This window comes from Thauera sp. DNT-1, from assembly GCF_055393985.1.
On sequence record NZ_AP043752.1, the window covers coordinates 1,801,070 to 1,815,969 of the forward strand.

Genomic DNA, 14,900 nt, shown 5'->3' on the forward strand with positions numbered 1-14,900 from the left:
TTACTTGCGGCTGCTGATCACGGCCTCGGCCACGCTCTTCGGCGCCTCGGAGTAATGCTTGAACTCCATCGAGTAGGTCGCGCGACCCTGGGTCAGCGAGCGCAGCTGGGTAGCGTAACCGAACATCTCGGCCAGCGGCACCTCGGCCTTGATCTCCTTCATGCCACCCGGGATGTCGTCCATGCCCTGAACGATGCCGCGACGACCGGAGAGGTCGCCCATCACGTTGCCCATGTAGTCTTCCGGGGTCTCGACGACCACCGCCATCATCGGCTCGAGCAGCGCCGGGCTGGCGCGCCGCATGGCTTCCTTGAAGGCCATGGAGCCAGCCATCTTGAACGCGTTTTCGTTCGAGTCCACATCGTGGTACGAACCGAAATGCAGCGTGACCTTGACATCGACCACCGGGAAGCCGGCGAGCACGCCGTTCGGGATGGTTTCCTGGATGCCCTTGTCGACCGCCGGGATGTATTCGCGCGGAACCACACCGCCCTTGACCGCATCGACGAACTCGTAGCCCTTGCCCTGCTCGGCCGGCTCGAGGTTGATGACGACGTGACCGTACTGGCCGCGACCGCCGGACTGCTTGACGAACTTGCCTTCGACATCCATCGCGGCCTTGCGGATGGTTTCGCGGTAGGCCACCTGCGGCGCGCCGACGTTGGCTTCGACGTTGAACTCGCGCTTCATGCGGTCGACGATGATCTCGAGATGCAGCTCGCCCATGCCCGAGATGATGGTCTGACCCGACTCCTCGTCGGTACGGACGCGGAAGGACGGGTCTTCGGCAGCGAGACGCGACAGCGCGAGGCCCATCTTCTCCTGGTCGCCCTTGGTCTTGGGCTCCACGGCGACGTGAATCACCGGATCCGGGAAGACCATGCGCTCGAGGATCACCGGTGCGCTGGTGTCGCACAGGGTCTCGCCGGTCGTGACGTCCTTCAGGCCGACCACGGCGGCGATGTCGCCCGCGAGCACTTCCTTGATCTCCTCGCGATCATTGGCATGCATCTGCAGGATGCGGCCGATGCGCTCCTTCTTGCCCTTCACCGAGTTCAGCACGGTGGAGCCGGACTCGAGCACGCCCGAATAGACACGGATGAAGGTGAGCTGGCCGACGAAGGGGTCGGTCATCAGCTTGAACGCCAGCGCCGAGAACTTCTCGTCGTCCTTGGCGTAACGGACCACTTCCTTCTCGTCGTCATCCACGCCAGCGACCGGCGGGATGTCGATCGGCGAGGGCAGGTACTGGATGACCGCGTCGAGCATGCGCTGCACGCCCTTGTTCTTGAACGCGGTGCCGCACAGCATCGGCTGGATCTCGCAGGCGAGAGTGCGCGCACGCAGGCCGGCGATGACCTCCTCCTCGGAAAGCTCGCCTTCCTCGAGGTACTTGTTCATCAGGTCTTCGTTGGCCTCGGCGGCCGCCTCGACCATGCTGGCACGCCACTCCTCGGCGGTCGCGACGAGCTCGGCGGGGATCTCGTGGTAGTCGAACTTCATGCCCTGGGAGGCCTCGTCCCAGATGATCGCCTTCATCTTGAGCAGATCGACGACGCCCTTGAAGGTGTCTTCGGCACCGATGGGGATCACCACCGGGACGGGGTTGGCCTTCAGGCGGGTCTTCATCTGGTCGACGACCTTGAAGAAGTTCGCACCCGAGCGGTCCATCTTGTTCACGAAGGCGAGACGCGGCACCTTGTACTTGGTGGCCTGACGCCACACGGTCTCGGACTGCGGCTGCACACCACCCACGGCGCAATACACCATGCAGGCACCGTCGAGCACGCGCATCGAACGCTCCACCTCGATCGTGAAGTCCACGTGTCCCGGAGTGTCGATGATGTTGAAGCGATGCTCCGGATAGGAGCTGTCCATACCCTTCCAGAAGCAGGTCACCGCAGCCGAGGTAATGGTGATGCCGCGCTCCTGCTCCTGAACCATCCAGTCGGTCGTGGCCGCGCCGTCGTGCACCTCACCCAGCTTATGGCTCACGCCGGTATAGAAGAGGATACGCTCGGTCGTAGTCGTCTTGCCTGCGTCGATGTGAGCGGAGATACCGATGTTGCGGTAACGCTCGATGGGTGTCTTGCGAGCCACGTTATACCTGCCTTCTGTTGTGCGCGCTTTTGGCACGCTGAACGAATTCTTGCGTTAGAAAACAATCGAGCCCTTCACAGGGCCCGAGATACCGCCACCAAGGAAGATCAGAAGCGGTAGTGCGAGAACGCCTTGTTAGCTTCGGCCATGCGGTGAACTTCTTCACGCTTCTTCATGGCGGAACCACGCCCCTCGGAGGCCTCGAGCAGCTCGCCGGCGAGGCGCTGGGCCATCGACTTCTCGGCGCGCTTGCGGGCCGCCTCACGCAGCCAGCGCATGGACAGCGCCATGCGGCGGGACGGGCGGACCTCCACCGGGACCTGGTAGTTCGCACCGCCGACGCGGCGACTCTTGACCTCGACCACCGGCTTGACGTTCGCAACCGCGACCGAGAAGACCTCGAGCGGATCCTTGCCGGACTTGGACGAGATGTGATCGAACGCACCATAGACGATGCGCTCTGCGACGGACTTCTTGCCCGACTGCATGATCACGTTGATGAACTTGGAAACGTCCTGGTTACCGAACTTGGGGTCCGGCAGGACTTCGCGCTTGGGTACTTCACGACGACGCGGCATGGCAACCTCTCGCTAAATTTCTTTGACCAACAATCAGGCTTTCTTCGGGCGCTTGGCACCGTACTTCGAGCGCGACTGCTTGCGATCCTTGACGCCCTGAAGGTCGAGCGAACCGCGGACGATGTGGTAGCGCACACCCGGAAGGTCCTTCACACGACCGCCGCGGATCAGCACGACCGAGTGCTCCTGCAGGTTGTGACCTTCACCGCCGATGTACGAGATGACCTCGAAACCGTTGGTCAGGCGCACCTTGGCGACCTTACGCAGCGCCGAGTTCGGCTTCTTCGGGGTCGTGGTGTAGACGCGGGTGCAAACGCCGCGCTTCTGCGGACAAGCCTCGAGTGCCGGAACCTTGCTCTTGGCAACTTCCAGTTGGCGCGGCTTGCGAACAAGCTGATTGATTGTTGGCATAGCTTAAGAATTTCCCATAAGACCGCGGCAGCCCACCATGGGCCGCCGCGGGCGGATTATTCCGGCTGAGACTGACTACGATTGGTCAGCCCACAAAAAAGAGGCCGGAGTTTAGTCCGAGACTGTCCGAAAAGTCAACTCGCCTCGATGTCCTGCTGTGTTTCCACAACCTCTTCCGCCTGCGCCCAGGCATGCCCCGCACCGAGATCGCGCCCCTCTTCCTGCGCCTTGCGGCTGCGGTGGTAGGCCAGACCGGTACCGGCCGGGATCAGGCGACCGACGATGACGTTCTCCTTCAGGCCGCGCAGTTCGTCGCGCTTGCCCATGATCGCCGCCTCGGTCAGCACGCGGGTGGTCTCCTGGAAGGAGGCCGCGGAGATGAAGGAGTCGGTCGACAGCGAGGCCTTGGTGATGCCCAGCAGCACGTTCTCGTACTGCGCCGGCAGCTTGCCTTCGGCTTCGACGCGGTCGTTCTCGTCCAGCACCTCGGAGCGCTCGACCTGCTCCTCGCGGATGAACCGGGTATCGCCCGGATCGGTGATGACCACGCGACGCAGCATCTGGCGGACGATCACCTCGATGTGCTTGTCGTTGATCTTCACGCCCTGCAGGCGATACACGTCCTGCACCTCGTCGATGATGTAGCGCGCGAGTTCGCTGATGCCCTGCAGGCGCAGGATGTCGTGCGGATCGGACGGACCATCCACGATCAGTTCGCCCTTGTTAACCACCTGGCCGTCGTGCACCATCAGGTGCTTGTCCTTGGGGATCAGGAACTCGTGCGAGGTCCCGTCCGGCTCGGTGATCACCAGACGCTGCTTGCCCTTGGTCTCCTTGCCGAAGGACACCGTGCCGGTGTACTCGGCGAGCATGCCGGCATCCTTGGGCGCACGCGCCTCGAAGAGCTCAGCCACGCGCGGCAGGCCGCCGGTGATGTCGCGGGTCTTCGCCGACTCCTGCGGGATGCGCGCGAGGATGTCGCCGACGTTGATCTGCTGGCCGTCCTTCACGGTGATCAGGGAGCCGACCTGGAAGGTGATCGCAACCGAGTGCTCGGTGCCGGCGATCTTGACCTCCTCGCCGTTCTCGTCCAGCAGCTTGACCTGCGGGCGGACGCCCTTGGGGCTGCCGGTGGACGAGCGACGCTTGGCATCGATGACCACCAGCGTGGACAGACCGGTAACTTCGTCGATCTGCTTGGCGACGGTGACGCCCTCCTCCACGTTCTCGAACTTCACCGTACCGGTGTATTCGGTCACGATCGGGCGGGTGTGCGGATCCCACGAGGCGAGCTGCGTGCCAGCCTTGACGGGAGCAGCGTCATCGACCAGCAGCATGGCCCCGTAGGGCAGCTTGTGGCGCTCGCGCTCGCGGCCCATGTCGTCGGCCACCACGAGCTCGGCCGAGCGCGCGATGACGATCTTTTCGCCCTTGGCGTTCGAGACGTAGCGCATGTTGCCGGCAAAGCGGATCGAACCTGCCGACTTGGCCTCGACGCCACTCGCGGCGGCGGCTCGCGAAGCCGCCCCCCCGACGTGGAAGGTCCGCATGGTCAGCTGCGTGCCCGGCTCGCCGATCGACTGCGCCGCGATGACGCCGACGGCCTCGCCGACGTTGACCCGGGAACCACGACCCAGATCGCGGCCGTAGCACTGTGCGCACAGGCCGTAGCGGGTTTCGCAGGTGAGCGGCGTGCGCACCTTGACCTCGTCCACGCCCAGGCTCTCGATCAGGTCCACCGCGTCCTCGTCGAGCAGGCTTCCCGCCTCGATCATGGTTTCCTGGCTTTCCGGATTGACGATGTCCTCAACGCAGACGCGGCCCAGGATGCGCTCGCGCAGCGGCTCCACGACCTCGCCGCCCTCGATGAGGGCCTTCATGTTGAAGCCTTCGCGCGTGCCGCAGTCGTCCTCGATGACCACGAGATCCTGGGTCACGTCGACGAGACGGCGAGTCAGGTAGCCCGAGTTCGCGGTCTTCAGCGCGGTGTCGGCCAGGCCCTTACGGGCGCCGTGCGTCGAGATGAAGTACTGCAGGACGTTGAGGCCTTCACGGAAGTTGGTCGTGATCGGGGTCTCGATGATGGAACCGTCCGGTTTCGCCATCAGGCCGCGCATGCCGGCGAGCTGCCGGATCTGCGCCGCGGAACCACGCGCGCCCGAGTCGGCCATCATGTAGATCGCGTTGAAGGACTCCTGGTCGACGTCCTGCGCGACCGCCTTCTCGCCGCTCGCGTACACCTGCTTCCAGAACTGCTCGCGCGGCAGGCCCTTGAAGCGGTCCTGCGCCTTCTCCTTGCCGAGCTGCTCCATCATCGCCTTGGCCACCTGGTCGCCGCAGCGGCCCCAGATGTCCACGACCTTGTTGTAGCGCTCGCCGTCGGTCACCAGACCCGAGGTGTATTGCTGGGCAATCTCCTTGACCTCGGCTTCCGCCGCGCGGATCAGCTCGTGCTTGGCATTGGGGACGAGCATGTCCTTGACCGCGATCGAAAGGCCGGCGCGGGTCGCCAGACCATAGCCGAACTGCATCAGCTTGTCGGCGAAGATGACCGTCGCGCGCAGGCCGCAGCGCCGGTACGAGGCGTTGATCAGCTTGGAGATCTCCTTCTTCTTCAGCGGCTTGTCGATGACGCTGAAGGGCAGCCCGGCAGGCAGGATCTCGGACAGGATCGCACGTCCGGCGGTGGTGTCGTGGCGCACGATCTTCTCGATGCGCTCGCCATTGGGGCCCAGGTCGGCCTCCTTCAGGCGCACGGTGACGCGCGCATGCAAGGCGATCTGGCCGGATTCGTAGGCGCGCTTCACTTCGGAGACGTCGGCGAAGATCATGCCTTCGCCCGGCACGTTCACCCCTTCGCGGGTGGCGTAGTAGAGGCCGAGCACGATGTCCTGCGAGGGCACGATGATCGGCTCGCCGTTGGCGGGCGACAGCACGTTGTTGGAGGCCAGCATCAGGGTGCGGGCTTCCATCTGTGCCTCGAGCGACAACGGGACGTGCACAGCCATCTGGTCGCCGTCGAAGTCGGCGTTGAAGGCCACGCAAACCAGCGGGTGGAGCTGGATCGCCTTGCCTTCGATCAGCACCGGCTCGAAGGCCTGGATGCCGAGGCGGTGCAGCGTCGGGGCGCGGTTCAGCAGCACAGGATGCTCGCGGATCACCTCCTCGAGGATGTCCCACACCACCGGCTCCTGCGACTCCACCATCTTCTTGGCCTGCTTGATGGTCGTGGCCAGCCCCATCAGCTCGAGCTTGTTGAAGATGAAGGGCTTGAACAGCTCGAGCGCCATCAGCTTGGGCAGGCCGCACTGGTGCAGCTTGAGTTGCGGGCCCACGGTGATGACCGAGCGTCCGGAGTAGTCGACGCGCTTGCCGAGCAGGTTCTGGCGGAAGCGGCCGCCCTTGCCCTTGATCATGTCGGCCAGCGACTTCAGCGGACGCTTGTTGGCGCCGGTCATGGCCTTGCCGCGGCGACCGTTGTCGAGCAGCGAGTCGACAGCCTCCTGCAGCATGCGCTTTTCGTTGCGCACGATGATGTCGGGCGCCTTGAGCTCGAGCAGACGCTTGAGGCGGTTGTTGCGGTTGATGACGCGACGGTAGAGGTCGTTCAGATCCGAGGTGGCGAAGCGGCCACCGTCCAGCGGCACCAGCGGGCGCAGGTCGGGCGGGAGCACCGGCAGCACCTCGAGCACCATCCACTCGGGCTTGATGCCCGACTGCTGGAAGGCCTCGAGCACCTTCAGGCGCTTGGAGAACTTCTTGATCTTGGCTTCGGAGTTGGTGGTCTCCAGGTCGCCACGCAGCTTCTCGGCCTCGAGGTTGATGTCGAGCGTGCGCAGCAGGGAACCGATACCCTCGGCACCCATGACCGCGTCGAACTCGTCACCGTACTCCTCGACCTTGGCGAGATAGTCGTCCTCGGTCAGCAGCTGGCCGCGGTTGAGCGGCGTCATGCCCGGCTCGACGACGACGAAGGCTTCGAAGTAGAGCACGCGCTCGATATCGCGCAGGGTCATGTCGAGAACCATGCCGAGACGGCTCGGCAAGCTCTTCAGGAACCAGATGTGGGCGACCGGCGAGGCCAGCTCGATGTGGCCCATGCGCTCGCGCCGCACCTTCGACAGCGTCACCTCGACGCCGCACTTCTCGCAGATCACGCCACGGTGCTTGAGGCGCTTGTACTTGCCGCACAGGCACTCGTAGTCCTTGACCGGCCCGAAGATCTTGGCGCAGAACAGGCCGTCACGCTCGGGTTTGAACGTGCGGTAGTTGATCGTCTCGGGCTTCTTGACTTCGCCATAGGACCACGAGCGGATCTTGTCCGGCGAGGCGAGGCCGATCGTGATCGCGTCGAACTCTTCCTCGTTCGGCAGGGTTTGCTTGAACAGGTCAGCAAGCAGGCTTTTCATGGTTCACTCCATCCGGGCCGCCGCGTCGTGGGCGGCGGCCCCGGGATTCAATCGCAGGCAGGGGACGGGAAGGAAATCGCGACGCTCACTCGCGGTCGAGGTCGATGTCGATCGCCAGCGAACGGATTTCCTTCACCAGCACGTTGAAGGATTCCGGCATGCCGGAATCGATCTTGTGCTCGCCCTTGACGATGTTTTCGTACACCTTGGTCCGGCCGGTCACGTCGTCGGACTTGACCGTCAGCATCTCCTGCAGCGTGTAGGCGGCGCCGTAGGCTTCCAGCGCCCACACTTCCATCTCGCCGAAGCGCTGGCCGCCGAACTGCGCCTTGCCGCCCAGCGGTTGCTGTGTGACGAGCGAGTACGGGCCGGTCGAACGCGCGTGCATCTTGTCGTCGACCAGGTGGTGCAGCTTCAGCACATGCTTGTAGCCCACGGTGACCTTGCGCTCGAAGGCCTCGCCGGTGCGGCCGTCGTAGAGGGTGACCTGGCCGCCGGTGGGCAGGCCGGCCAGCTCGAGCATCTGCTGGATTTCCTCTTCCTTGGCACCGTCGAACACCGGGGTCGCGAAGGGCACGCCCTTCTTGAGGTTGCCCGCGAGCTCGCGAACGTCCGAGTCGCCGAGGTTGGCGATGTCCTCGGGGTGGCCGCTGCCGTTGTAGATCTGCTCGAGGAAGCCGCGCAGCTCCAGCGCCGAGGCCTGCGCCTGCAGCATCTTGTCGATCTTCTGACCGAGTCCCTTCGCTGCCCAGCCGAGGTGGGTCTCGAGGATCTGGCCGATGTTCATCCGCGACGGCACGCCAAGCGGGTTGAGCACGATGTCGAGCGGGGTGCCGTCTTCCATGTACGGCATGTCCTCGACCGGGACGATCTTGGAAACCACGCCCTTGTTGCCGTGACGGCCGGCCATCTTGTCGCCCGGCTGCAGGCGGCGCTTCACCGCCAGATACACCTTGACCATCTTCTGCACGCCCGGGGGGAGCTCGTCGCCCTGGGTGAGCTTCTTCTTCTTGATCTCGAAGGCCTGCTCGAAGTCCTTGCGGGTGTTCTCCAGACCTTCACGCACGGCCTCGAGCTGCACCGCGAGGGTCTCGTCGGCGAGGCGGATGTCGAACCAGTGGTAGTGCTCCAGGCTGTCGAGGTAGGGATCGGTGAGCGCCGCACCCTTGGCGAGCTTCTTCGGACCACCGTTGGCAAGCTGGCCCACGATCATGCGGCGGATACGCGCGAAGGCGTCGCGCTCGACGATGCGCATCTGGTCGGCGAGGTCGGTCTTGAAGCTGCGCAGCTGCTCGTCGATGATCGACTGCGCGCGCTTGTCGCGCTCGATGCCCTCCCGGGTGAACACCTGCACGTCGATGACGGTGCCGACCATGCCCGAGGGCACGCGCAGCGAGGTGTCCTTCACGTCGGAGGCCTTCTCGCCGAAGATCGCGCGCAGCAGCTTTTCCTCGGGGGTGAGCTGGGTCTCGCCCTTGGGCGTGACCTTGCCGACCAGCACGTCGCCGGCCTCGACCTCGGCACCGATATACACGATGCCCGACTCGTCCAGGCGCGACAGCTGCGCCTCGCCGAGCGAGGCGATGTCGCGGGTGATCTCCTCGGGTCCGAGCTTGGTGTCGCGGGCGACGACGGTGAGTTCCTCGATGTGGATCGAGGTGAAGCGGTCGTCGGCGACCACGCGCTCGGAGATGAGGATCGAGTCCTCGAAGTTGTAGCCGTTCCAGGGCATGAAGCCGACCAGCATGTTCTGGCCGAGCGCGAGCTCGCCGAGGTCGGTGGAAGCGCCGTCGGCCACCACGTCACCGCGGGCGATCAGGTCGCCCACCTTCACCACCGGGCGCTGGTTGATGTTGGTGTTCTGGTTGGAACGGGTGTACTTGATCATGTTGTAGATGTCGACGCCGACTTCACCCGGCAGGGTCTCGTCGTCGTTCACCCGGATCACCACCCGGTTCGCATCCACGTAGTCCACGATGCCGCCACGGGTGGCCTGCACCGCAGTGCCCGAGTCGACCGCCACGCGGCGCTCGATGCCGGTGCCGACCAGGGGCTTTTCCGGGCGCAGGCAGGGCACCGCCTGGCGCTGCATGTTGGCGCCCATCAGCGCGCGGTTGGCGTCGTCGTGCTCCAGGAAGGGAATCAGCGAAGCCGCGACCGACACGATCTGGCCCGGGGCCACGTCCATGTACTGCACCATGTCCGAGGTGGCGAGCAGGAACTCGCCCTTGTGGCGGCACGACACCAGGTCGCCGGCGAGCATGCCCGCCTCGTCGATCTCGGCGTTCGCCTGCGCGATCACATACTGCCCCTCCTCGATCGCCGACAGGAAGTCGATCTGGTCGGTGACCTTGCCGTCATTGACCTTGCGGTACGGCGTCTCGAGGAAGCCGTGGCGGTTGGTGCGCGCATACACCGCGAGCGAGTTGATCAGGCCGATGTTCGGACCTTCCGGGGTCTCGATCGGGCACACGCGGCCGTAGTGCGTCGGGTGCACGTCGCGCACCTCGAAGCCGGCGCGCTCACGCGTCAGGCCGCCCGGGCCCAGTGCCGAGACCCGACGCTTGTGCGTGATCTCGGACAGCGGGTTGGTCTGATCCATGAACTGCGAGAGCTGGCTGGAGCCGAAGAACTCCTTGATCGCCGCCGAGATCGGCTTGGCGTTGATCAGGTCGTGCGGCATCAGGTTGTCGGACTCGGCCTGCGACAGGCGCTCCTTGACCGCGCGCTCGACGCGCACCAGGCCCGCACGGAACTGGTTCTCGGCGAGCTCGCCCACCGAACGCACGCGGCGGTTGCCGAGGTGGTCGATGTCGTCGATCTCGCCGCGGCCATTGCGCAGCTCGACCAGCACGCCCACCACCGCGAGGATGTCGTCATTGACCAGCACGCCCGGGCCGTCCTCGCCCTGCGCGCCGACGCGCTGGTAGAAGCGCTTGAGCCAGCCCGGCGCCTTGTCGTCGATCTTCTCGGGGTAGGCGCGGCGATTGAACTTCATGCGGCCGACCGAGGACAGGTCGTAGCGCTCCTCGGCGTAGAACAGCCCCTGGAAAAGCCCCTCTACGGCATCCTCGGTGGGCGGCTCGCCCGGACGCATCATGCGGTAGATCGCAACCTTGGCCGCCCACTGGTCGGCGGTCTCGTCGATGCGCAGCGTCTGCGAGATGTAGCCACCGCGATCGAGGTCGTTGATGTACAGCGTGCTCAGGCCGGTGACGCCGGCCAGGCGCAGCTTGTCGAGCAGGTCCTCGGTGATCTCATCGTTGGCGCGCGCCAGCAGCTCGCCGGTGGCCGGATCGACGACGTTGGTCGCGATCACCCGGCCGAGCAGGAAGTCGTCCGGCACCGCCATGGTCTTCACGCCGGCCTGGTCGATCTCGCGGATGTGCTTGGAGGTGATGCGCTTCTCGCGCGCGACGATGATCTTGCCGTCGGGCGTGGTGATGTCGAAGCGCGCGACTTCGCCGCGCAGGCGCTCGGGAACGAGCTCGAACTGCGCACCCTCGCCCTGCAGGTGGAAGGTGTCGGTGTCGTGGAAGGTCGCGAGGATCTCCTCCGGCGTCATCCCGATCGCGCGCAGCAGGATGGTGACCGGCATCTTGCGCCGACGGTCGACGCGGAAATACAGGTAGTCCTTGGGATCGAACTCGAAGTCCAGCCAGGAGCCGCGGTAGGGAATGATGCGCGCCGAGAACAGCAGCTTGCCCGAGGAGTGGGTCTTGCCGCGGTCGTGCTCGAAGAACACGCCCGGCGAACGGTGCAGCTGCGAAACGATGACGCGCTCGGTGCCGTTGATCACGAAGGAGCCGGTGGTGGTCATGAGCGGGATCTCGCCCATGTAGACCTCCTGCTCCTTGACCTCCTTGATGGTCTCCTTCGGCGCCTCGCGATCCATGATGACCAGACGCACGCGCGCGCGCAGCGGCGAGGCGAAGGTCAGGCCGCGTTGCTGGCATTCCTTCACGTCGAAGGCGGGCTCGCCCAGCATGTACTGGACGTACTCGAGCCGCGCGTTGCCGCTGTGGCTCGAGATCGGGAAGATCGAGGTGAACGCGGCCTGCAGCCCCTGGTTGCGCCGGACGTCCGGCGGGGTGTCGGCCTGCAGGAATTCGGCGAAGGACTCGATCTGGGTGGCGAGCAGGAAAGGCGCATCGAGCACGGCCGCGCGCTTGGCGAAGCTCTTGCGGATACGTTTCTTTTCGGTGTAGGAATACGCCATGGATGCTCCGGCTAGAGGGCTAACATCGGAAAGACAGGACACAACGTTCGGGCGGCTCCGGCAGCCTGCAGCCTGACTGCAAGCCCGGCCGGACGATCGGCAAACGCTCTGGCCTGCCATCGAGAAGTGCGGCTCGACCCGCAATCTCGATTACAAAGCACGAAAGGGCCGGCACTCCGAAGAGTGCCAGCCCCGCTGGGAAGCCGAATATTACTTGATTTCGACCTTCGCGCCAGCTTCTTCCAGCTGCTTCTTGAGCGCCTCGGCGTCGGCCTTCGGAGCGCCTTCCTTGACGGTCTTCGGCGCGCCGTCGACCACGTCCTTGGCTTCCTTCAGGCCCAGGCCGGTGGCGGCACGGACGACCTTGATGACCTCGACCTTCTTGGCGCCGGCTTCGAGCAGCACGACGTCGAATTCGGTCTTCTCTTCCACCGGGGCGGCGGCGGCACCGGCGCCCGGAGCGGCCACGGCCAGCGAGGCCGCGGACACGCCGAACTTCTCTTCGAACGCCTTGACCAGGTCGTTCAGTTCCATCACGGTCATGCCGGCGACGGCTTCCAGGATGTCTTCTTTGCTGATTGCCATTTCAAATCACTCCAGAATCGATAATCTTGCGAAAATTTTCGTAGCGGAAGGCTGCGGTCAGGCGGCAGCGCCTTCTTCCTCGCGCTTCTTGGCGAGGGCGGCGAGCGCACCGGCAAAACCGGACACCGGCGCCTGCATGACGCCCAGCAGCTTGGCGAGCAGCTCTTCGCGGCTCGGGATCGAAGCGAGCGCCTGCACGGCGGCCTTGTCGAGCGTCTTGCCCGCGTAGGAACCGGCGCGCAGCACGATCTTGTCATTGCCCTTGGCGAAGTCGTTCAGCACCTTGGCTGCAGCGACCGGATCGGCCGAAATGCCATAGATCAGCGGACCGGTCAGATCGCCCGCCAGCCCCTCGAACGGGGTGCCGGCGATCGCACGACGGACCAGGGTGTTCTTCAGCACGCGCAGGTACACGCCAGACTCGCGGGCCTTGGCACGCAGCGCGGTGAGGTCGCCCACCGCAATGCCGCGATACTCGGCCACCGCGATCGTCTGGGCATTGGCCACTTGTGCCGACACCTCAGCCACTACGGCTTTCTTGTCATCGAGATTGAGACCCACAGGTCTTTCCTCCTTTCAAGTCAACACGCGAACCGCTCGCGCGGCTCGCACCTACGGCGACCTGGATCAGGAGCGCGGCCGGCGAACCGGCCAAATCCTGTTCTGAGCACACCGTCTACGCAGGCCATTCACATGCTTAAGCGGCACCTTGCCGGGGCCACACCTGCGGTCTTTGACGATCCGCAGCCCCGGACTGGCGGCTACGGCTCAAAGTTCGGCGGAGCGTCCGCCCTCTGGGCGGACGTCCTGGCAATCAGGCAGGGTTGAGGCTGCCCGGCTCCACGCGCACGCCGGCACCCATGGTGCTGGAGACGGCGATGCGGCGCAGGTAGATCCCCTTCGCCGCGGCCGGCTTGGCCTTGACGAGGGCATCGACGAAGGCGGTCAAGTTCTGCTGCAGCGCATCGACCTCGAACGAGGCGCGGCCGATGGTGGCGTGCACCAGGCCCGCCTTGTCGGTGCGGTACTGCACCTGGCCGGCCTTGGCGTTCTTCACCGCGGTGGCGACGTCCATGGTCACGGTGCCGACCTTGGGGTTCGGCATGAGGCCGCGCGGACCGAGAATCTGGCCGAGCTGGCCGACCACGCGCATGGCGTCAGGGGTCGCGATGCAGACGTCGAAATCGAGATTGCCGGCCTTGACCTGCTCGGCGAGATCGTCGAAGCCGACAACCTCGGCACCGGCGGCGCGGGCGGCCTCGGCCTTGTCGCCCTGGGCGAACACGGCGACGCGAACCGACTTGCCGGTACCCGCGGGCAGCACGACCGAACCGCGTACGACCTGGTCGGACTTGCGCGCATCGACACCAAGGTTGACCGCGATGTCGATCGACTCGTCGAACTTGGCAGTGGCGCACTCCTTGACCAGACGCAGGGCGTCGGCAACCGGGTAGGCCTGGTTACGGTCGACCTTGGCGCGCAGCGCCTGAACTCGCTTGGACAGCTTCGCCATGATTACAGGCCCTCCACGGTGATGCCCATGCTGCGGGCGGAACCGGCGATGGTGCGCACGGCGGCTTCGAGGTCGGCAGCGGTGAGGTCAGGCTGCTTGGCCTTGGCGATGTCCTCGACCTGGGCACGAGTGATCTTCCCGACCTTGTCGGTGTGCGGCTTGGCCGAACCCTTCTGGATCCCGGCGGCCTTCTTGATCAGGATCGTGGCCGGCGGAGTCTTCATGATGAACGTGAAGGACTTGTCGGCGAAGGCGGTGATCACCACCGGAATCGGCAGACCGGGCTCCATGCCCTGGGTCTTGGCGTTGAACGCCTTGCAGAATTCCATGATGTTCAGGCCGCGCTGACCGAGCGCCGGACCGATCGGGGGGCTGGGGTTGGCCTTGCCGGCCGGAACCTGCAGCTTGATGTAGCCAGTGATTTTCTTTGCCATCTAGGCTTGCTCCTGTGATGAGTGCTAGCGCACCGGAGAACCCGGCGCTCCTCGCAGTGCCCGCGCTCGTCGGCCGAGTGCACGGGCTTCGGCAGGCCTCGCGGCCTGCCGTCTTGCTCAGGTCTTCTCGACCTGGGCGAAATCGAGTTCCACCGGCGTGGCGCGACCGAAGATGGTCACCGACACGCGCAGCTTGTTCTTTTCGTAGTTTGCATCCTCGACGCTGCCATGGAAGTCGGTGAACGGCCCTTCCTTGACGCGAACCACCTCGCCGATCTCGAACAGCACCTTGGGACGCGGCTTGTCGACGCCTTCCTGCATCTGCTGCATGATCTTCTCGACCTCCTTTTCGGAGATCGGGGCGGGCTTGTTCGCCGTACCGCCGACGAAGCCGGTGACCTTGGGCGTCGACTTCACCAAGTGCCAGGACTCGTCGTTCATTTCCATTTCGACGAGAACATAGCCGGGGAAGAACTTGCGCTCGGTGACGGTCTTCTGGCCGCCGCGCATCTCGATGACCTCTTCGACGGGCACCAGGATCTGACCGAAACTATCCTGCATGCCCGACCGATTGACGCGGTCGATCAGCGCGCGCTGAACGGACTTCTCGAAGCCCGAATAGGCGTGAACCACATACCAACGCTTGCTCAT

10 protein-coding genes are annotated in these 14,900 nt (G+C 64.9%); all 10 read right to left on the minus strand.

All coding sequences use genetic code 11. The features are described from left to right. Positions 1-2,100 (minus strand): elongation factor G, encoded by a 2,100-nt coding sequence (gene fusA / locus ACZ5PP_RS08355; RefSeq protein ID WP_464826950.1) that lies wholly within the window; start codon positions 2,098-2,100, stop codon positions 1-3. A gap of 107 nt (positions 2,101-2,207) precedes the next feature. Continuing rightward, positions 2,208-2,678 carry a 30S ribosomal protein S7 gene (gene rpsG, locus ACZ5PP_RS08360; protein WP_004298416.1) on the minus strand — a complete coding sequence of 157 codons (471 nt, stop codon included), beginning with the start codon at positions 2,676-2,678 and terminating at the stop codon, positions 2,208-2,210. A gap of 33 nt (positions 2,679-2,711) precedes the next feature. Further along, on the minus strand, positions 2,712-3,089 hold the full coding sequence (gene rpsL / locus ACZ5PP_RS08365) for a 30S ribosomal protein S12 (protein WP_004298415.1): 378 nt from the start codon (positions 3,087-3,089) through the stop codon (positions 2,712-2,714). Positions 3,090-3,223: 134 nt separating this feature from the next. Then, complete coding sequence (gene rpoC, locus ACZ5PP_RS08370) at positions 3,224-7,498, minus strand: DNA-directed RNA polymerase subunit beta' (RefSeq protein ID WP_464826951.1); 4,275 nt, start codon at positions 7,496-7,498, stop codon at positions 3,224-3,226. 85 nt (positions 7,499-7,583) lie between these two features. Further along, positions 7,584-11,717, minus strand: coding sequence for a DNA-directed RNA polymerase subunit beta (gene rpoB / locus ACZ5PP_RS08375; RefSeq protein WP_004298411.1), 4,134 nt, complete (start codon positions 11,715-11,717; stop codon positions 7,584-7,586). 210 nt (positions 11,718-11,927) lie between these two features. Continuing rightward, positions 11,928-12,302, minus strand: coding sequence for a 50S ribosomal protein L7/L12 (gene rplL, locus ACZ5PP_RS08380; protein ID WP_004298409.1), 375 nt, complete (start codon positions 12,300-12,302; stop codon positions 11,928-11,930). Between the two features lie 57 nt (positions 12,303-12,359). Further along, positions 12,360-12,863, minus strand: a complete 504-nt coding sequence (gene rplJ / locus ACZ5PP_RS08385) for a 50S ribosomal protein L10 (protein ID WP_004298407.1) — start codon at positions 12,861-12,863, stop codon at positions 12,360-12,362. A 253-nt stretch (positions 12,864-13,116) separates the two neighbouring features. Beyond that, positions 13,117-13,815: a 50S ribosomal protein L1 gene (gene rplA, locus ACZ5PP_RS08390; RefSeq protein WP_004298405.1), complete on the minus strand. Its 699-nt coding sequence runs from the start codon at positions 13,813-13,815 to the stop codon at positions 13,117-13,119. Positions 13,816-13,817: 2 nt separating this feature from the next. Beyond that, positions 13,818-14,249: a 50S ribosomal protein L11 gene (gene rplK / locus ACZ5PP_RS08395; RefSeq protein ID WP_004298403.1), complete on the minus strand. Its 432-nt coding sequence runs from the start codon at positions 14,247-14,249 to the stop codon at positions 13,818-13,820. Positions 14,250-14,366: 117 nt separating this feature from the next. Continuing rightward, the gene (gene nusG / locus ACZ5PP_RS08400) at positions 14,367-14,900 is read right to left on the minus strand and encodes a transcription termination/antitermination protein NusG (RefSeq protein WP_004298401.1); all 534 of its coding nucleotides are present in this window, start codon (positions 14,898-14,900) and stop codon (positions 14,367-14,369) included.

What these genes read in the sequence shown, in the direction of transcription:
- rpsG (WP_004298416.1), bottom strand. Translation starts at nt 2,678, where the DNA reads ATGCCGCGTCGTCGTGAAGTACCCAAGCGCGAAGTCCTGCCGGACCCC.
- rpsL (WP_004298415.1), bottom strand. Translation starts at nt 3,089, where the DNA reads ATGCCAACAATCAATCAGCTTGTTCGCAAGCCGCGCCAACTGGAAGTT.
- rpoC (WP_464826951.1), bottom strand. Translation starts at nt 7,498, where the DNA reads ATGAAAAGCCTGCTTGCTGACCTGTTCAAGCAAACCCTGCCGAACGAG.
- rpoB (WP_004298411.1), bottom strand. Translation starts at nt 11,717, where the DNA reads ATGGCGTATTCCTACACCGAAAAGAAACGTATCCGCAAGAGCTTCGCC.
- rplL (WP_004298409.1), bottom strand. Translation starts at nt 12,302, where the DNA reads ATGGCAATCAGCAAAGAAGACATCCTGGAAGCCGTCGCCGGCATGACC.
- rplA (WP_004298405.1), bottom strand. Translation starts at nt 13,815, where the DNA reads ATGGCGAAGCTGTCCAAGCGAGTTCAGGCGCTGCGCGCCAAGGTCGAC.
- rplK (WP_004298403.1), bottom strand. Translation starts at nt 14,249, where the DNA reads ATGGCAAAGAAAATCACTGGCTACATCAAGCTGCAGGTTCCGGCCGGC.
- nusG (WP_004298401.1), bottom strand. Translation starts at nt 14,900, where the DNA reads ATGAGCAAGCGTTGGTATGTGGTTCACGCCTATTCGGGCTTCGAGAAG.